The following is a 19466-nucleotide window of genomic DNA, read 5'->3' on the forward strand; positions in this document are numbered from 1 at the left end:
GATAATTCCGCGCGTCTTTTTAGGCCGCGCAAACGGCGCTGTAACCTTTTGAGTTGCTGCATAATTCCTTAATTTTCAGGAATTATGCAGCAGGCGGCATCAGGGCTCATCGCCGAAGTCGCACATGGCGAGAGTCCTTCAGGCTTTTTGTGATCTAAGGTTGTTTGTATTTCAGTCATATGACGAGTAAAAGATTTTGCGCGTTAATCATAAAGGGCTGGACTAATCCCGATAGGAGGCACCTGGCGTTGAGGGCGGAGATTTCCTTTGGAAAATCCCTGATCGGGATTTTGTTCGTAGGGCTGGCAGCCGCGGGCTGCACGACGACATCGAAACCGGCGGCAACGGCGGCGAAGACCACGACGAAGCAGGTTCAAACCGCAAAGGTCACCTTCAATTACACGGCCAAGGATCGCGAGTGCCTGCAGCGCGCCATGTATTTCGAATCGCAGCATTCGGATGAGGACGGCTACATGGCCGTCGGGACCGTTGTCATGAACAGGCTCACCTCAGGCGCCTATCCCACGTCCATCTGCGGTATCGTGGCCCAGAAAAGGCAGTTCGCGCCCGGCGTGATGACTCGCGAAGTCAAGCCGCAAGCGGAAACGGAGCTTGCCAGCGCGGCGGATGCGATCCTTATCAAGGGCGCGCGCCATCCTGCGGTGAAGGATGCGATGTTCTTCCACACCGAAGGGCTGAAATTCCCCTACGACAACATGCATTATGTGACGGTCGCCGGCGGCAACGCCTTCTACGAGAAGCGCGATTCCAACGGCATGCTTGAAACGCCGCCGCCGCTGCCCTCCTACGAGGTGGCAATGAATTATGTGCCTGGCGAAAGCATGCTGCCGCCGCAATTCGAGGCGCTGATCCCTTCGGCCGTTCCCGTTCCTCTCCCGGCTCCCGACCCCATGGCCACGGCGAGCACGGCGTCGATGCAGATCACGGCGCCGGTGACTTCTCCGGGGCCGGCACCGTCAATCGAGCCCGAGCCGGGAATGCCGATTGCAATCCCCATTCCCCGCCCGGCCTATGACAGCGTGATGCTGCGCGAAAGCCTGCCGGCGAATGTCGCTAAACCCGCCATTTGAGAACTGCCCATAGCGCTGTGCGTCCTTTCGGACGCACAAAGGACGCACTGACACTTTCACCGCTCGCATCGTGCTTTCAAAAATCGATTCCGATTTTCGCGCCGATGCGCTGGAGGCAAGAAGCTTTAGGCGCGCTCTTCCCAGACCTTCGCCAGTTCCACGATCGTCTTAACGGCCTTTTCCATGTCCTGCCGGCTCACCCATTCGAGCGGCGAGTGAAAAGCATGGCCGCCGGCGAAGATGTTCGGGCACGGCAATCCCATGAAGGAAAGGCGCGAGCCATCCGTGCCGCCGCGGATGCTGCCGCGCACCGGCGTCATGCCCGCCCGGCGCACCGCCTCGACAGCGTTGTCGACGATCTCCGGGTGACGGTCGAGCACCACCTTCATGTTGCGATACTGCTCCTTCACCTCGAACCGATAGGTCGAGCCCGGATAGGCTGACATCACGTCCTTGACGATGGCTTCGAGCGTGGTTTCCTTTTCCACCAGCCCCTTGTCAGTGAAGTCGCGGATGATCAGACTGAGCGTCGCCTTCTCCATCGAGCCGGTCACACCTGTGGGATGAATGAAGCCTTGCTTTCCCTCGGTGGTCTCAGGCGCGACATCCCTAGGCAGCCGGTCGATGATAGCGCCGGCGATCTTGATGGCGTTTTCCATGCGGTCCTTGGCGAAGCCGGGATGGATCGCCACGCCGGATATGCCGATCTCGACGCCATCGGCCGAGAAGGTCTCGTCCTCGATATGGCCTGATGTCTCGCCGTCCATCGTATAGGCGAAGTCGGCGCCGAGCTTCTTCAGGTCGACCTTGTTGACGCCGCGCCCGACTTCCTCGTCTGGTGTGAACAGGATCTTGATCGTCCCGTGCCTGATATCGGGATTGTCGACGAGGATCTGGGCGGCGGCCATGATCTCCGCCAGTCCGGCCTTGTCGTCGGCGCCGAGCAATGTCGTGCCATCGGTGGTGACGATGTCGTTGCCGATCTGGTTCTTCAGTTCGGGATGATCGCTGACGCGGATCACCCGGCTGGTGTCGCCGGCAAGCCTGATATCCCCACCCGCATAATTTCTGACGATCTGCGGCTTGACGCCAGTGCCGCTGAAATCGGGCGCCGTATCCATATGCGAGCAGAAACAAATGACCGGAACCGTCTTGTCGCTATTGGCCGGGATGGTCGCATAGACATAGCCGTGTTTGTCGAGATGTGCGTCCGCAAGACCAATCTTCAGCAGCTCCTCGACCAGAACCCGTCCGAGGTCCTTCTGCTTGGCGGTGGTCGGCTGCGTCGACGAGGAAGGATCGGATTGCGTGTCGATGACGACATAGCGGAGAAAGCGGTCGAGAACAGTGTCGGTCATAGCATCCAATCCAGCATAATCACACGGACGATATAGCCCTCATGGGCGATGCGGCAAAAGATTTTTCCGCTCGGCACGTGAGGAATGACCATGCAATCCTTTCATACGCCCATGTCGGATGCCGGAACCGAGACCACGTGCGAAACCAACCTGCCGTCGCTGACCTCATGCATGAGAAAGGACGGAGCGTCGATCACCGAAAGATCGGGCCGGCCTTCCAGCAGAAGCGGATTGGGCGGGCAGAGGGAGCCGCAGGTCTGGACAGGGATCGATCCCAAAAGACCAAACGCGGGGCGGTGGACATGGCCGCAGAGAATCGCTAGCGGCAGCTTGCGCATCGTCTCGAGGCAGCCGAGAAGCGCACTGCCGTTCCTGCATCCGACCTGGTCCAGCGCCTCGATGCCAATCCTAAATGGCGGCTGATGCATGAACAGAAGGGAGGGCATCGTCACGTCGGCAAACACGCTCATCAGCCACGGCAGATGCGGCAGGACGTCGCCGTAGCTCTGACCGGCGACGGTCAGATCGACCCCGAAGAGAGTCAGGCCATCGACGGCTGTCCGGAAGTGCATCGGGCCGGTCGCGTTGATCCACGTGCCAACGGCGGCAAGTTCGGACCGCATCAATCGCACATCGTCACCGTTGCCCGGCAACAGGTGGACAGGGCAGTCCAGCGACCGCAGGCATTCGGCGACCAGGCGATAGCCTTGCCGCCATCCGTCGTCCACCAGATCTCCGGTGACAACAAGCGCATCCGGGCGGAACATCCTCAGCCAGCCGATTGCTCGCTCCAGCGTCTGGAGCGACGAAAGGTCCGGCCTGGCATGGATATCGGATATCTGCGCGACGAGCATATCGTGCCTCCCATCTCTGCCGGAGACAGTATGCCGAAACCGACAGCATCGGGCTACCGGCCTTAACCTTTCAATCGACGCGTTTTCCCTCGTCGTCGAACACATGCAGATATTGCGCCGGGAAGGCGACGTTGACCTTCGGGCCGGCCTTCAGCGCTTCGCGGTTCAGCGTGAAGATCTTGAACGGCAGGCCATGCAGGGAAAGGTGCAGGATGATGCCGAAGCCTGTGGGTTCGACGAGTTCCACATCCGTGGCAAGGCCCGCGCCGCCGTTGCTCATCACTACATGCTCCGGCCGGATGCCGAGCGTCACCTTTGCCCCGTCGGCAAGCGGCAAAGGCTTTGCAAGCGGCACGATCGTGCCGTCCTTCAGCCTCACGCCGCCGGCATCATAGGTGGCCTCGAGGAAGTTCATCCCCGGCGAACCGATGAAGCCAGCAACGAAGAGATTGGCGGGGCGGTCGTAGAGTTCGAGCGGACTGCCAACCTGCTGGACCACCCCGCCATGCATGGCGACGATCCGGTCCGCCAGGGTCATTGCCTCGATCTGGTCGTGGGTCACGTAGATCGAGGTTGCCTTCAGGTCGCCATGCAGTTTCTTGATCTCGGCGCGCATCTGTTCGCGCAGGCGGGCATCGAGATTGGACAGCGGTTCGTCGAACAGGAAAGCCTTCGGCTGACGCACGATCGCGCGGCCCATGGCGACACGCTGGCGCTGACCGCCGGAAAGCGCCTTCGGCCTTCGTTCGAGCAGCGGATCGAGGCCGAGCTTGGCGGCGGCCGCGGCCACCGCGCTGGTGATTTTCTCCTTCGCCACCTTCCGGAGCTTGAGGCTATAGCTCATATTGCCGGCGACGTTCATATGCGGATAAAGCGCATAGGACTGGAACACCATGGCGATGTCGCGATCCTTGGGATGCAGCTCGTTGACCCTGGTGCCGGCGATGCGGATCTCGCCTGATGTGACATCCTCCAGCCCGGCGATCATGCGCAGCAGCGTGGACTTGCCGCAGCCGGACGGGCCGACGAGCACGACGAATTCGCCATCCTGGATTTCGAGCTCGACGCCGTGCAGCACCTGCACGTGGCCATAGGCTTTGCGGATATTCCGGATATCGATCGATGCCATTTTGTTTAACCCTTGACCGCGCCGGCCGTCAGGCCCTGGACGAGATAGCGCTGGATGAGCAGGAAGAAGAGGCCGGCCGGAATGAGCGCCATGATGCCCGCCGCCATCATCTGCCCGAAATCCACCGAGAATTTCGAAACGAAGGTGAGCAGGCCGACGGGGAAGGTCGCCGCGTCATTGCCGTTGATCAGCATCAGCGCGAAGAGCAGTTCGCTCCAGGCGGCGGTGAAGACGAAGCCGAGCGTGGCGGCGATGCCCGGCAGCGTCAGCGGCAGGATGATCTGACGAAACGCCGTGAACTGCGTCGCCCCGTCGATCATCGCCGCCTCTTCGAGATCTCTCGGAATGCCGTCGAAGAAGGACTGCATCAGGAAGGTGGCGAAAGGCACGTTGAAGGCAGTGTAGACGATGACGAGCCCGGTCAGACTGTTGGTCAGATGCAAGGGCGACAGGATCTTGAAGATCGGCGCCACCAGCATGACCAGCGGGAACATCTGGGTCAGCAGCATCAGGGCGACGATCCAGTATTTTGCCCGGAAATTGAAGCGCGACAGCGCGTAGCCGGACAGCGAGGCGCAGATCGTCACGGTCACCGCCGTCGCGGTCGAGACGATCAGGCTGTTCTTGAAGAAGGTCGGAAAGGCGCTGTGCTCCAGCACGAAGGCATAGTGATCCCATGTCGTGCGCGACGGCCACATGCGCACACCTTCGGTATAGAGCAGGTCGTTCGGCGTCACCGAAACCTTGAGCAGCCAGAACAATGGAAAGAGCGCGAAGGCGATGTAGCAGAGGATCGCCAGGCGGTGTGCGATGGTCGGAATGACGGATTGTCTCATCATCTCAATCCTTGTTCAGCAGCGTCTGCCGAAGCAGGATGATCAGCATCGAATAGGCAAGCAGCAGCACGAGCAGCACCAGCGCGATCGCCGAGGCATAACCGAAATCGAGCCGCCGGAAGGCCGTGGTGAAGATGTAGCTGGCGACGATCTGTGTGCGATCCGCCGGCCCGCCATTGGTCATGACGACGATGAGATCGGCGAAATTGGAAATCCAGACGGTGCGCAGCAGCACGGTGATGGCGATCGTCGGCGCCAGAAACGGCAGGGTGATCGAGCGGAAGCGCTGGAACCAGCCGGCGCCGTCGATCGACGCCGCCTCATAGAGATCGCGCGGGATCGCCTGCAGGGCGGCAAGCAGCGTGATGGCGAAGAAGGGAATGCCCCACCAGACGTTGGCGGCGATCGGCCCCCACATCGCATAATTGGGATCGGAGAGGATATTGCCCGGCTCATGCATCAGCCCAAGGGCGAAGAGCCAGTGCGGGATCGGCCCGATGACCGGATTGAACAGCCAGGCCCAGTTGAGGCCGGCGAGGAAGGACGGCACGGCCCAGGGCAGGAAAACCAACGCCTGCGCAATTGCCCTGCCCTTAAACGGCTTGTCGAGCAGCAGCGCCAGGATCAGCCCGAAGACGAACTGCAGGACGACGGAGGCGCCGGTCCACCAGAGCGTATTCCGCAACGCCCCGTAGAAGGCGGCATCCCCGGCAAGCTCACGGAAATGATCGAGCCCGACGAAGCCACCGGAAAACGGATTGAGCAGCTGGATATCGCGGAAGGCATAGGAAATGCCGACCGTCAGCGGCACCAGCATCACCGCGATAATCAGGATCAGCGACGGCGCGCTGTAGAGATAGGGCTCCGAAGCATCGGCAACGCGACGCAGCCATGGCCTGCGGTCGCGACGCATGTCGAGCGTATCGGCGGAAATGGTCATCAGCCAAGGGTTCCCGTTCGCGGCGTTCATGCGCCGTCTGCGTCATAAAAAGAAGCGGCGACGGTCTGTTCTGCAGCCGCCGCCGTCGGTCCGTCGCTTACTTCTTAGCGAGGAACTTCTGCTGCGCCTTGGTGAGGTAGTCCGCCCACTGATCGGCCAGATCCTTCGCGGAGATATCGCCGAGCAAGGCCTGCTGCGAGGTCTTGATCGCCAGCGAATCCTTGAAGAAGGCGAATTCCTCGAGGTAGGTCGGCATGACTGTGGGTACCGTGTTCGGGTCCGCCAGTTCCTCGAACCAGCCCTTGAACTGGTCACCGGCATAGAAGGGATCCTTCTCGGCCGCCGTATAGGCCGGCAGGGCGCCGATGCGCTTGTTCCACTCGATATTGCCTTCCGGCCCTTCGAGGGTGGCGATCAGCTTCCAGGAGAGATCCTTGTTGCCGCTGGTCGAAAACATCGACCAGCCGCCATAGCCGATCGTCGGGAAGGACTTGCCGTCGGGACCCTTCGGCAGCGGCATGACGCCGAAATCTTCTTTTTTCATGCGTTCGGCAATGGCGATCAGCGCATCCGGATCCTGATCGAGGAACGCGCAGGTGCCGGAATAGAAACCGGCGACGACTTCGTTGAAGCCCCAGTTGACGCTATCCTTCGGCGCATAGCCCTTCTTGTAGAGATCGACCATCCATTCGATGCCCTTTGCCCAGCCGGGGCTGTTCATCGTCGAGGTGCCGTCGTCGTTGAAGTACTTGTTCGAACCAGCCATGGTGGCGGCGAAGATCATCCAGCCGTTGAGACCGCCCGGTCCGCCGCGCATGCAGTAGCCGTATTTGCCGGAGAGTTTGGAGACCTTTTCCGAAGCGGCGGTGAACTCTTCCAGCGTCTTCGGCGGCGCGGCCACACCGGCTTCCGAAAGCAGCTTCTTGTTGTAGAACATCGCCCTGAGATAGAAGCCGTAGGGCAGCATATAGGCGGTGTTCTTGACGTCGCGGCCGAGTTCGAGCGCGCGCGGCGTCAGTTCCTTGGTGTGCTCCCACTTTTCGAGGTAAGGCTCCAGGCTCTCGAGCATGCCGTTATTGGCATAGAGCGACAGCCAGGTATCGGGCATCTCCATCACATCGGGCACGTCGCCGGCCGATACCATGGTCGCGAACTTCTGGAACGCTTCGTTCCAGGGCAGCGAGATGATGTCGACCTTCGTGCCGGGATTGGCGGCTTCGAACTTGCCGACGATCGATTTCAGCGTTTCGGTGCGCTCCGGGCTGGTGATGACTTCGACAAGCTTCAGCGTCGTATCGGCAAAGGCCGTGCCCGCCATCATCGAAGCAAAGAGCGTTGAGATTATTACTTTTTTCATGGCTCAGTTCCCCCTTGTTAGGTTTCTCTCAGGTTTCAGGATAATGAGGCGGCGGCGAGCGCCTCCTCGATGTCCCTCCACAGAGCCTCGGTTCCTTCGAGGCCGACATGGAGGCGTACGGATCGCGCATGGATGCCGAAGGCATGTGCGGAATTCGGCTGTGCCTTCTGCTGAAGCACCACCTCGCCCGGTACGATCAGGCTTTCATGTCCACCCCAGCTCACACCCAGTTTGAAGAGCTTGAGGTGATCGGCGAAGGCGCGGATATCGACGCCTTCGCGGAAGATGAACGAAAACAGGCCCGAGGTGCCGTTGAGGCCGGCGGGCAGACGGTTGGCGAGCCCGGGATGGCAGACCGTCTCCACCACATCGAGCTTCTGCAGGCGCCTGGCGATTTCAAGCGCCGATGCCTCGTGGGCCTTCATGCGCAGCGGCAGCGTGCGCAGGCCGCGGATCAATAGCCAGGCGTCGAACGGCGAAAGCTTGCCGCCGAGATAAGGATAGGCCTCGGCCTTGACGCGCGCAATCATCGCCTTCGAGCCGGCGATGACGCCCGCCACCACATCGCTGTGGCCGCCGAGATATTTGGAAGCCGAATGGATGACCAGATCGACGCCGAGCGTCAGCGGCCGCTGGAAGAACGGGCTCGCCCAGCTGTTATCGATCATCGAGACGACGCCGTGTTGCCTGGCGAGCGCGGCAAGCGCGCCGACATCATGCGCCTCCATCACCCAACTCGTCGGGCTTTCCAGATACAGGACCTTGGCGCCGGGCAGCGCCCTGGCGACGGCTTCCTCGTCGCGGCCGTCGACATAGGTCACCTCGATCTTCATCCGCTTCAGGATGGTGCCGAACAGACGGAAGGCATCGGGATAGACATGCTTGACGGCGACGATGCGGTCGCCCGGCTCGACGAAGCTCAGCACCGCCGACGAGATCGCCGCCATGCCGCTGGCAAAACCCAGCGCATCTTCCGCTCCTTCGAGCTTGGCCAGCATTTCCTCGAAAGCGCGCACCGTCGGATTCAGCCCGCGCGTATAGATCGGCCGCACCTTCTCGCCGCGATAGGAGGCGATCATCTCGTCATAATCGGCAAAGGTGAAAAGCGAGGTCTGGAAAATCGGCGGCACGACGGCTTCGGCGAAATTGCCTTCGTCGTGCGCCGTAATGAGGGAGGCAAGGTCGAACGGTTCTGCGCCGTTGCTCATTTGGACATTTCCTTGATGTCTTCTTCGACGATGTCGAGAATTTTCAATGTTTCCAGACGCGCCGCCTCGGGATCCCCGGCAGCGATCGCGTTGAAAAGCGTGCGGTGAAAGGGAAAGGACCGGCGGGCAAAATCCTGCCGGTCGAACGGATGTTCCCAGAAGCGCTCGAAGGTCTCGCGCATCTGCTCGAGCAGCTGGCGAAACAGCGGATTGTGGGTGGCGTCGTAAACGGCGAGGTGGAAGGCCAGATCCTCCGGCCCGGAGGTGCCTTTCTCCAAATGCACCCGCTCCATTTCATCGAGCTTTTCCTCGATAACGACGAGATCCCTTGCTGTGCGCCGCCGCGCCGCGACCATGCCCGCCTCGCATTCGATGCCGCGGCGGACCTCCAGCGTCTGCAGCAGCGCGTCGCGCAGATGCACCGCGTCGAACGACAGCGGCATATGGATCGTCGCCCGGGAAACCGGCTTCAACAGATAGGTGCCGCTGCCCTTGCGCGTCTCGATGACGCCGAGCGCCTGGAAATGGCGGATCGCCTCGCGAATGGTCGAACGGCCGACGGCAAGGGCTGCCATCAGCTCCCGCTCGGCCGGCAGACGGTCACCCGCCTGCAACCGTGCCTCCTCGACATAATCCGCCAGCGCATCAGTCACCTGACGCGCGCGGTCCATGACCGGAAGCGGCCGGATCACCGGCCTGTCGCTACGATTTGCCTTCATGGTTCCCCATTTTCTTATCAGGCAGTCAGCGCGTGAAATTGGTCTGACATCTTAGCATTTCTCAAAGAGCGAAAGACGTCAAGCAGTGATTTTCGGCAAAGAAGAACTGTCCAACTCTCCCGTGTGATCCCTCTTCAACAACCATCTGACATGGCCCTGACAATCGTCCGCTCTGACCTAGTTAGTCACCGACGGCCGGGGACGGCGGCCGTCGGGCTTTTGAAAAATCGAAATCAACGACAAGAGGAAAAGTTGATGAAAAGCATATTGTTACCTCGTTATGCTGTGCTGTTTGCTCTGTCGGCGATGACAGCTCCCATTGTCGGCGCGCCGGCTCTCGCCGAAGAGTTTGTTGCCTCGCAGAGCAAGACGGTCGTCGAAACCAACAAGGGCAATCTCGTCGGCGCACTCGATGATGGAATCTACAGTTATCTCGGCGTCCCCTATGCACGTGCCGACCGCTTCATGCCGGCCGAAGAGGTGGCGCCCTGGAAAGGCATCCGTCCGGCTGTCACCTACGGCGAGAACTGCTTCATCCCCCGAATGAAGGAAGTGGCGGGCGACGAACTCTTCAATCCGCACCGCTATCTGCCGATGAGCGAATCCTGCCAGTTCCTGAACATCTGGACGCCAGCGATCAAGGACGGCAAAAAGCGGCCGGTCATGGTCTGGATTCATGGAGGCGGATTCACCAACGGCTCCGGTATCGAGCTGACCTCGTATGACGGCCACAATCTGAGCAAGGACGGCGATGTTGTCGTCGTCACCCTCAACCACCGGCTCAACGCGCTCGGCTTCCTCGATCTTTCCGCCTATGGCGAGAAGTACAAACGGTCGGGCAATGCCAGCATCACCGATCTCGTCGCTGCGCTGAAATGGGTCCACGACAACGCCGAAGCCTTTGGCGGCGATCCCGGCAATGTGACGATTTTCGGCCAGTCCGGCGGCGGCTACAAGGTGCGCGCCCTGATGGGGACGCCTTCGGCGAAGGGCCTCTTTCAGAAGGCGATCGTCCAGAGCGGCTCGCGGACCGATTCGGTCGTCGATCAGGCGTCCTCGCGGAAGGTGGCCGAACTGACGCTCGCCAACCTCGGTCTGAAGGCTGAGGAAATCGACAAGCTTGCCGACGTCGACTACTACGATCTCCTTGCCGCAGCCGACAAGGCCATCAAGGACGCGACCGCCCAGGGCGCGAAGGACGCCCGCTATGCGCCCGTTCGGGACGGCGACTACATTCCAGCGAATCCTGTCGGAACAGAGTGGGTCGATCAGGCCAAGGACATTCCGCTGATGGTCGGCAACACCCTCAATGAATTCGAGACGGTCATCACTCACAAGGCGGGCGAGCTGCTTGCCGACAATAAGAACGGCTGGGACGGTGCGAAGTCTGAGGCCAAGCTGAAGGAGCGCTTCGCCGATAAGGCCGAGGCGGTCGGCAAGGCATTCATGGCCGCCTACCCCGAAAAGAGGATCGCCGACGCCTATTTCCTGGATCTGCGCTTCCGGCCGGGCGCCATCCGTGATCTCGACCTGAAGGCGAAGCAGAACGGGGCTCCGGTCTACTCCTACATGTTCGCCTACGAGTCACCAGTCCTCGATGGGATTGCCATGGCCTGGCATTGTGCGGAACTGCCCTACGTGTTTGCCAACGCCGCCCTGGTCAAGACGTCGACCGGCGGTGGCAGCGACGCCCTCGCGCTGTCCAGGAAGGTGAGCCAGGCCTGGGTGAATTTCGCCCGCAACGGCAAGCCGAGCGCCGATGGTCTGCCCGACTGGCCGGCCTACACAACCGACAAGCCGGCGACCATGGTTCTCGACAACGAGTCCCGCGTGGCAGTCGATCTCGATCGCAAGCTGCTGCAGGCGGCGGGCGCTCTCTAGCGCCAATTGCACGACAGGACATACGGCGCCGGCTGACATCGACCGGCCGGCGCCAGCTCGCAACAAATGCGCCTTCGCCAACATCAGCCGTCTTCAGGCCGCCGATCCGGGACCTGACCCAGCGACCTCCCAGCCGCGGCCGATCGAAAATCGCAGACGCCATCCCTTTCGGTTCTGAATATTTTCAGATACGCGTGCTGACAGACGCTTGCGACGACACAAGCGTCCGTTGTGCCTTCGAGCATGCCGTGAGATGCTCCAGCGCGAGGCATACCCCTGGGACAAAGGCATGCGCGACTACCTGAAAAGCAGAGATTTTCACCGACATATGCGCTCGCTGCTGGCTCCGAGATTTCGGGAGTTCGGCTGGGAATCCCAGAACGCGGGCAGGTGCAGCTTTGCCCGGGACGGAAGGGTTTGCTGGCTGCAGGTATCCCAATATTCGAACAGCATTATGGGCGCCAAATTTACGATCAACATGACAGAGGGCTCCGGCCCAGCCGGTGACACAAGAATACTTGGTCGCCTCGACGAGGCGGATCGAAGAATTGGAAAAGCTCTGGAAGAAAGCATCATCGCGCGTCTTCCCAGGCCCGATCCCGACCCGGAGATCGAAGTCGTCGGAGGCAACGGCCAAATGATATTGGTCAAGCTCGGCGATCTGGCTCGAGCAAATCCACGACAATGGGAGGCCCCCTCCGACGTATGGCTGCCTTATTTCAGCAAAAGCGATCTTGACGATTGGGCTGCGTTTCTCTTGCCTCGCATTGAGCGATTGACCGCACCATCCTCATCGGAAAAGATCGATCCGCAATTGTGGGCTCAGCGGTTTCGCCGTCTCACGCGGCTGTTCCGCCCGAAGTGAGAGCACTCGGCGATCCATCGAGCCGCTCCGATGACGTCTCAGTCGATGGAGTTCTTAACCGCCCACCGGCTCCAGATCGATCAGCGCCTTGATCGGCAGGTGGTCGGAGGCGATGCGCGCCAGCGGCGTATCATGCGCTTCCACCTCTGAAATAATCCCCTTGCGGTTGGCGATGATGCGGTCGAGCGCCAGAAGCGGCAGACCGGCGGGAAAGCTCGGCACGGCCGGCGGCAGCTCTCCGAAGGCGGATTGAAAGGTGTTGAGCGAGGAGCGGTCGCCCAGTCGCCATTCGTTGAGGTCGCCGAGCAGGATGGTCGGCATTTCGTGCCTGTCATTGATAAGCTCGACCAGTGTGCGGGCCTGCTGGGCTCTGTTATGACGCAGCAGGCCGAAATGCGCGGCGATGATGCGCAGCACCCCGCCCTGCTCCAGCTCGATTTCGGCGACGAGGGCGCCGCGCGGCTCCAGCCCCGGCAGTTTGACCTGGTGCACGTCGTGCACCAACCCCTTCTTGAAGAGCACGACGTTGCCGTGCCAGCCATGCGCCTTGGCCATGCCGGCAACCGGCACCGGGATCAGTCCCGTCTCCCGCTCCAGCCGGCCGAGATCGAGAAGGCCGGTGCGCTCGCCGAAGCGCGTATCGGCCTCCTGCAGGGCGATCACGTCGGCGCCGATTTCATGGATCACCCGGCTGGTGCGCTCCGGATCGAAGCGCCGGTCGGTCCCGACGCATTTATGCACGTTGTAGGAGGCGATCAGCGTTCCCGCACTGCGCGGCCTTGCCTCCGTTTGGGCTGCGTCGAGCCGCTTTTTCCTGCTCCTGATCGAGGCGAGAATGCTGGCGGGAAGGCTATCTTTTCTGGCGTGCATCGGCAGGCGCACTTGTTCCGTTGATCAAAAGGCTACTCACTCCGCAGTATAGGCGGCCGAGCGGAACTTGCCATGTCCGATGACAAAAAAGCGCGTTGCGTCGACGATAATTCATGCGACGCGCCAGATTTTGATTTTATGCATGCCGTCCTCCCAAAACCGCCGCACAGTTTTGAGCGACATGCATTAGAGATAGGGCGAACCCAGCCATAGCACCTTTTCGAGCAGCCGCACCGCAAAGGGCCGCGCCTGCAGCCCCTCAAGCGTCACCAGCGTCGCCGATTTCAAGGTTTCCTCGATATGCTCGTCGATCTCGGCAGCGAAACCTTCGTTCAGCACTTCAAGATCGACCTCGAAATTCAGCCGCAGCGAGCGCGGGTCGAGATTGGAAGAGCCGACATAGGCCCAGGTGCCGTCGATCGTCAGCAGCTTCGAATGGCTGAAGCTGCCGGTCGAGCGCCAGATTCGGCAATAATTCTTGAGGATCTGATCGAATTGCGCCGTCATCGCCCGATCGACCAGCACGAGATTGTTGACCGCAGGCACGATGATATCGACTTCGACCCCGCGCCGCGCCGCCGTCACCAGCGCGCTGATGAGTTCGCGGTCCGGCAGGAAATAGGGCGACATGATGCGGATCGACTGGCGCGCCACGGAAAATGCGCCGGTCAGCATCTTGTGGTTGGTCTCGACGCTGCGGTCCGGGCCGGAGGCGACGACACGCATCAGGATGGGATCGCCGGGACTGCGCTCTGGCGGTTCGATGCGCCAGGGTTCGTCGTTCAACAGCTCCTGAGTCGAGAAGCGCCAGTCTTCGGCGGCGAGGTCGAAAAGGTCGGCGACAACAGGGCCGGTGACGCTGAAATGCGTATCGTGGGCGAAGCTCTCTCCCGTCGCCTCCTCGCTGAAACCCGCCCGGATGTTCATCCCGCCTGTCAGCGCAATTTTCCCGTCGACGATGAGGATCTTACGGTGGGTGCGCAGATTGGCATAGGGCAGCCGCAAACCCATGATGACGTTGCCGTTGAAGACGGCGACGGTGACGCCGCCCTCGCGGAGATGGCCGAGAATGCTCGGCACCGAATACCGCGCACCGACCGCGTCGATCAGCACCCGGACCTCCACGCCGCGACTGACCGCTGCAATCAGCGCGTCGGCGATCCGAAGGCCGATCACGTCGCGGTCGAAGATATAGGTTTCGAGCAGGATGCTGCGCGTCGCCTCGTCGATGCTGGTCTTCATCGCCGCATAGGCCTCGTCACCGGTCTCCAGCATGTCGATCGTATTGCCGGAGGTCAGCGGATTGCGCGTCACCCGGTCGCCGAGCCTCTGAAGCGCCGCGAAGCGGCGCCCGAACTGGCTGATCACCGTCTCGGCCTCGGCATCGAATGTCTCCAGCTCATCGAATTCGGCCGCAAGAAGCAGCGCGTCGCGGCGGATGCTCAGCGATTTGCGGCGGATGCGGTTGATGCCGGCAATCGCGTAGAGCAGCGCACCGATGATCGGAGACAGGATGATGACGCCGACCCAACCGATCGCGGCGCGCACTTCCTCCTTGGTCATGGCGGCATGGATCGCCGCCGCGGCCCCCATGGCGATCGAAACGACAAAGAGGATATGCGGCCAGTAGGTCGACAAGAGATAGAACATCGCTGGCAAATATAGCCGCGAAACGGCGACGTTCAATCGCAGGGCGGCTCTCCCATGACGCGAAATTTTTCGCCGTGATCGTTTGCCGGCCGGGAACCGATCGCGAAAGTCCCGGAATGGGTCAGCAGATTTGGAAAGCCCGCTCCCAATTCCCGAACGGGAACAATCCCGGCACAGATCGATTGATCTCGTCGAGATGAGGATCGCCATCATGAACATAGTTGCAAACGTCGGTCCCGCCCTGACACTCGAAGTCGCGGAGGCGACAGGCATTGCCGAACTCCGGCATCAGGCCGAAGGCTGCACCCGTTGTGATCTCTACAGGAATGCCACGCAAATCGTCTTCGGCGAAGGCCCCGGCAAAGCCGAGATCGCCCTGGTCGGCGAGCAGCCGGGCGATCAGGAGGATCTGACCGGCAGGCCCTTTGTCGGTCCCGCCGGCCGGCTGCTCGATCGCTGTCTTGATGAGGCCGGTCTCGACCGCCGGCGCTGCTATGTCACCAATGCCGTCAAGCACTTCAAGTTCACGCCGCGCGGCAAGCGGCGGCTGCATGCAAAACCGAATGCCGGCGAGATCAGGCGTTGCGCATGGTGGCTCGGCGCAGAGATCAACATCCTGCAGCCGAAGCTCGTCGTGACGCTCGGCGCAAGCGCGCTTTATGCGCTGCTCGGGCCGAAGGTGAAGCTGACACCGCAGCGCGGCCATATTCTGCAGCCGACAAATGGTCCGCCCGTTCTGGTCACCATCCACCCTTCCTATCTGTTGCGCATCCGCGACGAGGCGGACCAGCGCCGGCAGCACCTGGATTTCGTGTCAGATCTGCACAAGGCGGTGGAGTTTCAGTCCTCGTGAAGGCCGATTCTCAACCCTAATATGCTGCAACGCGAAATATTCCAGCGTGCAGAGCGATTTCGCTTGAAAGAGTTCCTCTCCTCTGGAACCATCTCAGCAGTATCGCGTTCGAACGACGGCATCATGTGACTGGAGATCAGCGATGGCAGAAACTCGAGACGAGTGGATCAAAAAACGTGCATACGCCCTCTGGGAAGAAGAGGGTTATCCGACAGGGCGAGATTCCATCCATTGGGAACAGGCACGCTACGAGCGCGAAGCGCTCGAGGGTTCTGCGGCGTCTTCCGACGGCAAGGAAGTCAAGCCCAAGGCGAAGCGCACGGTGGCGGGCAGCAAGACGAACGGCGTCGTGACACCGGCACCAAAACGGACTGCGAGCCGCAAGACGGCGTCCTGACCACTGGAATACCGAACATGTCGATTAGAAGAGGGCGTCGTCACGACGCCCTTGGACCCCTTTTGTCATATGCCTGAATTAGTTGTGCTTTATCGAATTTTAGAGGTGGCTTCCACGCGGGGGTGAACAGAGGCCGGATGACGCTGCAAGCTTTGAGGCTTTCAAGAAAATTGAGCGCTGGCCCCGATAATCGGGAACAACAACATAGAATGGCTGTTTATGGCGAAACCGGGGAAGTCGCCATGAATAACGGCCATATCGAAATCCTTTCCGTTCGGCTTTTGGCGGCCACCAGCCGCGCGTTCACCGCGATTGTGTGAGGGATGGAGATGTCGCTCCTCGTCATCGCCGCGCTGCTCTATCTCGGTGTCGCGCTGGGTTTCATCCTCGTCGTCGACAATCTCGTCGGACTGGTTTTCCGTGATCCGCGCGCGCCGGTGCAACTGGTCTCCGTCTATATCGGCCGCGCCTTCGCTGCATCGCAAAAACTCTACCGAAAATAACCGCTTGCAGGCCATGTCCGCAGACCGCTTGCACTGTTGAACGCCCTGGCGCATCGCCCTTTGCGCGTCCGAAAGGACGCACGAAGCTCTGGGTTAAGGATATTTCGACCGCGCCCTTTCCCTCCTATCGCAAGCCTCTATGTTGAGGGTTTGGCAGGCTGAACCCCGAGGTGGCCAATCACTCCGGCGCAGCGGATGACAAGGAAACGATTTTGAATGGGAAGCGTCGGGAACGGCTGGCCGAGAGGCGGCGGCGAAATCGGCGAATTGTTGCGGCATCCAACCTTCCACGCCGTCGGTCTCGGTTCGGTCGAAAGCTGGCCTGCTTCTCTCAAACATATCGCCGAAATGGTGCTGAATTCCCGCCAGCCCAAATTCGTCGCCTGGGGTCCGGACCTCGCCTTTCTCTACAATGACGCCTATGTGCCGGTTTTCCCGGAACGGCATCCCGATGCACTCGGGAGACCCTTCCGCGAAGTCTGGGCGGATATCTGGGAACAGTTCGCCCCGATCGTCGCCAGCACGCTGGAAGGCGGTTCACAGCTCTTCAAGGAGCTGCTCATCCCGATGCGCCGGGACGGACGCACCGAGGAAACCTGGTTCACCTTCTCCTACACGCCGCTGCGCGACGATGACGGCACGGTCGCCGGCATCCTCTGTGCGGCGCTTGATGTCACCGACCAGGTGGCGGCCAAGCGCGGCGAAGAGATGGCGCTGGAAGAGCTGCGCGCCAAATCGGAGGCGCTTGCGGTCGTCAACCAGGCGGGTGCAGCGATTACCGCCGAGCCCAGTGTCGAACGCCTCACCCAGATCGTCGTCGATGCCGGCGTGACGCTGACCGGCGCGGAATTCGGCGCCTTCTTCTACAATGTCGACGATGGCGAGGGCGGCAGCTACATGCTCTATGCCCTCTCCGGTGTCGACCGGAAGAACTTCGAGAAATTCCCGATGCCGCGCAATACCAAGGTCTTCGCGCCGACCTTCGAAGGCGAAGGCATCGTGCGCTCCGACGACATCCTGCTCGACCCGCGCTACGGGCAGAATGCGCCGCATGCGGGCATGCCGAAGGGACATCTGCCGGTCAGGAGCTATCTCGCCGTGCCGGTGAAATCACGTGACGGCAGCGTCATCGGCGGCTTGTTCTTCGGCCACGGGCAGCCCGGCCGTTTTTCCCAGGCGGCCGAGGCAAGCCTCGTCAGCCTGGCCGGCCAATCAGCCGTCGCGATCGACAATATCCGGCTCTTCCGCGCCGCCAAAGTCGAAATCGACCAGCGCCGCGACATGGAAGATCAGCTGCGCAAACTCAATGAAATGCTCGAGGTCCGCGTCGCCGCCGAGATCGCCGAGCGCCAGCAGGCCGAAGCCGCACTCCAGCAGTCGCAGAAGATGGAATCGATCGGCAAGCTCACCGGCGGCGTTGCCCATGACTTCAACAATCTGCTGCAGGTGATCTCCGGCAATCTGCAGCTTCTCGGCAAGGACGTGGCCGAGAACGGCCGGGCCAAGGAACGCATTTCCAACGCGCTCGCCGCCGTCGAACGCGGCTCGCGGCTGGCAAGCCAGCTGCTCGCCTTCGGCCGCCGCCAACCGCTGGAACCGAAGGTCGTCAATATCGGCCGGCTCGTCACCGGCATGGACGACATGTTGCGCCGCGCGCTCGGCGAAGAGATCGAAGTCGAGACCATGGTCTCCGGCGGCCTCTGGAACACCTTCGCCGATCCGATCCAGATCGAGAACGCATTGCTCAACCTTGCGATCAACTCCCGGGACGCGATGGACGGCGCCGGTAAGCTGACGATCGAGGTCGGCAACGCCTTCCTCGACGATTCCTACAGCCGCATCCATCCCGAAGTCACCGCCGGCCAATATGTCGTGCTCGCCGTCACCGATACCGGCTCCGGCATGACGCAAGAGATCATGCAGCAGGCCTTCGAGCCCTTCTTCTCGACGAAACCGGAAGGCAAAGGCACCGGTCTCGGCCTGTCGATGGTCTATGGCTTCGCCAAGCAATCCGGCGGCCACGTGAAGATCTACAGCGAGATCGGCGAAGGCACGACCCTCAAGCTCTACCTGCCCCGCTCGCTCCAGAGCGAAGATCGCGTCACCACCACCGACGCCGTGCCGGCAACCGGAGGCACGGAAACCATCCTCGTCGCCGAGGATGACGAGGGCGTTCGCGCCACCGTCATCGAAATGCTGTCGGATCTCGGCTATCACGTGCTGAAGGCCAAGGATGCACAAAGCGCGCTCACCGTTATCGAAAGCGGCGCCCATATCGACCTGCTCTTTACCGATGTCGTCATGCCCGGCCCATTGAGGAGCCCGGAGCTGGCGCGTATGGCGCGCGAGCGTCTGCCTGATATCGCCGTGCTCTATACATCGGGCTACACCGAAAATTCGATCGTCCATGGCGGCAGGCTCGATCCCGGTCTCGAACTGCTCTCCAAGCCCTATACGCGCGAGGAACTCGCCCGCAAGATCCGCCACGTGCTTGCCAACCGGCCGCAACACCGCCAGGGGGCGGCAGATGCCGCGGTGCCTGTTGCCAAACATCCCGAGATCGCAGCTGAAAAGCTGAAGTTGTTGCTCGTGGAAGACGACGCCTTCATCCGCATGGACACGGCCGAGATCCTGCAGGATCTCGGCTATGAGGTCATCGAGGCCGATAGTGGCGAACGGGGCGTGGACATCCTCGGACACACCATTGTCGACATCATCGTCGCCGATATCGGCCTGCCCGGCATGTCGGGCCTGGTCTTCGCCGCCAGGGCGCGCGAGGCCTTTCCGTCGGTCGGCCTAGTCTTTGCCACCGGCAACAGCAGCTTGCCGATTGCAAACCGCTTCTCCGGCTCGGTGCTGCTGGCGAAACCTTTCAGCAGCACCGCGCTCGAGCGGGCGGTCAAGACCGCCGTCCAGCAGCGGCCCGTCGGCTAGCCCACGACGCCCTTTGCTGAT

General features: G+C 61.3%; 18 protein-coding genes. 8 read left to right on the forward strand and 10 right to left on the reverse strand.

The annotated features are described in order from the left end of the window. The first annotated feature begins 248 nt into the window (after positions 1–248). Positions 249–1091 (forward strand): cell wall hydrolase, encoded by an 843-nt coding sequence (locus FHT69_RS12610; protein WP_047614901.1) that lies wholly within the window; start codon positions 249–251, stop codon positions 1089–1091. A gap of 125 nt (positions 1092–1216) precedes the next feature. On the opposite strand, the gene pepT is transcribed toward FHT69_RS12610, so the two are convergent. The 8 genes from pepT to FHT69_RS12650 form a co-directional block, all read right to left on the reverse strand. After that, positions 1217–2449: a peptidase T gene (pepT, locus tag FHT69_RS12615; RefSeq protein WP_097622720.1), complete on the reverse strand. Its 1233-nt coding sequence runs from the start codon at positions 2447–2449 to the stop codon at positions 1217–1219. Between the two features lie 101 nt (positions 2450–2550). Then, positions 2551–3303, reverse strand: a complete 753-nt coding sequence (locus FHT69_RS12620) for a metallophosphoesterase (RefSeq protein WP_097622719.1) — start codon at positions 3301–3303, stop codon at positions 2551–2553. Between the two features lie 70 nt (positions 3304–3373). Next, positions 3374–4432: an ABC transporter ATP-binding protein gene (locus FHT69_RS12625; RefSeq protein ID WP_047612917.1), complete on the reverse strand. Its 1059-nt coding sequence runs from the start codon at positions 4430–4432 to the stop codon at positions 3374–3376. 5 nt (positions 4433–4437) lie between these two features. Continuing rightward, positions 4438–5268: a carbohydrate ABC transporter permease gene (locus tag FHT69_RS12630; protein WP_097622839.1), complete on the reverse strand. Its 831-nt coding sequence runs from the start codon at positions 5266–5268 to the stop codon at positions 4438–4440. A gap of 4 nt (positions 5269–5272) precedes the next feature. After that, the gene (locus FHT69_RS12635) at positions 5273–6208 is read right to left on the reverse strand and encodes a carbohydrate ABC transporter permease (protein ID WP_047612914.1); all 936 of its coding nucleotides are present in this window, start codon (positions 6206–6208) and stop codon (positions 5273–5275) included. A 97-nt stretch (positions 6209–6305) separates the two neighbouring features. Next, positions 6306–7565, reverse strand: coding sequence for an ABC transporter substrate-binding protein (locus tag FHT69_RS12640; protein WP_097622718.1), 1260 nt, complete (start codon positions 7563–7565; stop codon positions 6306–6308). Positions 7566–7600: 35 nt separating this feature from the next. Beyond that, positions 7601–8773, reverse strand: a complete 1173-nt coding sequence (locus FHT69_RS12645) for a PLP-dependent transferase (protein WP_097622717.1) — start codon at positions 8771–8773, stop codon at positions 7601–7603. Next, positions 8770–9492, reverse strand: coding sequence for a FadR/GntR family transcriptional regulator (locus FHT69_RS12650; protein WP_047612905.1), 723 nt, complete (start codon positions 9490–9492; stop codon positions 8770–8772). The genes FHT69_RS12645 and FHT69_RS12650 overlap by 4 nt, the downstream gene beginning before the upstream one ends. A gap of 255 nt (positions 9493–9747) precedes the next feature. Here FHT69_RS12650 and FHT69_RS12655 point away from each other — a divergent pair, with 255 nt between their 5' ends. Both FHT69_RS12655 and FHT69_RS12660 read left to right on the forward strand, forming a co-directional pair. Beyond that, complete coding sequence (locus FHT69_RS12655) at positions 9748–11373, forward strand: carboxylesterase/lipase family protein (RefSeq protein WP_183905433.1); 1626 nt, start codon at positions 9748–9750, stop codon at positions 11371–11373. A 289-nt stretch (positions 11374–11662) separates the two neighbouring features. Further along, the gene (locus FHT69_RS12660) at positions 11663–12238 is read left to right on the forward strand and encodes a hypothetical protein (protein ID WP_097622838.1); all 576 of its coding nucleotides are present in this window, start codon (positions 11663–11665) and stop codon (positions 12236–12238) included. A 54-nt stretch (positions 12239–12292) separates the two neighbouring features. On the opposite strand, the gene FHT69_RS12665 is transcribed toward FHT69_RS12660, so the two are convergent. Then, positions 12293–13108 carry an endonuclease/exonuclease/phosphatase family protein gene (locus tag FHT69_RS12665; protein ID WP_047612893.1) on the reverse strand — a complete coding sequence of 272 codons (816 nt, stop codon included), beginning with the start codon at positions 13106–13108 and terminating at the stop codon, positions 12293–12295. A gap of 186 nt (positions 13109–13294) precedes the next feature. Then, a complete protein-coding gene (locus FHT69_RS12670; protein WP_063476255.1) occupies positions 13295–14758 on the reverse strand; it encodes a phospholipase D-like domain-containing protein in 1464 nt (487 codons plus the stop codon). Positions 14759–14969: 211 nt separating this feature from the next. Here FHT69_RS12670 and FHT69_RS12675 point away from each other — a divergent pair, with 211 nt between their 5' ends. The 5 genes from FHT69_RS12675 (at position 14970) to FHT69_RS12695 (ending at position 19445) form a co-directional block, all read left to right on the forward strand. After that, the gene (locus tag FHT69_RS12675; RefSeq protein WP_063476256.1) at positions 14970–15611 is read left to right on the forward strand and encodes a UdgX family uracil-DNA binding protein; all 642 of its coding nucleotides are present in this window, start codon (positions 14970–14972) and stop codon (positions 15609–15611) included. Between the two features lie 142 nt (positions 15612–15753). Beyond that, positions 15754–16008: a DUF2934 domain-containing protein gene (locus tag FHT69_RS12680; RefSeq protein WP_047612891.1), complete on the forward strand. Its 255-nt coding sequence runs from the start codon at positions 15754–15756 to the stop codon at positions 16006–16008. 137 nt (positions 16009–16145) lie between these two features. Continuing rightward, a complete protein-coding gene (locus tag FHT69_RS12685) occupies positions 16146–16328 on the forward strand; it encodes a hypothetical protein (protein ID WP_047614894.1) in 183 nt (60 codons plus the stop codon). A gap of 9 nt (positions 16329–16337) precedes the next feature. Continuing rightward, positions 16338–16511: a hypothetical protein gene (locus tag FHT69_RS12690; protein WP_164735898.1), complete on the forward strand. Its 174-nt coding sequence runs from the start codon at positions 16338–16340 to the stop codon at positions 16509–16511. Between the two features lie 216 nt (positions 16512–16727). Beyond that, on the forward strand, positions 16728–19445 hold the full coding sequence (locus FHT69_RS12695) for a response regulator (protein ID WP_063476019.1): 2718 nt from the start codon (positions 16728–16730) through the stop codon (positions 19443–19445). The last annotated feature ends 21 nt before the right edge of the window (positions 19446–19466 follow it).

Origin of the sequence: Rhizobium sp. BK008 (genome assembly GCF_014197345.1) — a bacterium.
Lineage (GTDB): Bacteria > Pseudomonadota > Alphaproteobacteria > Rhizobiales > Rhizobiaceae > Rhizobium > Rhizobium anhuiense.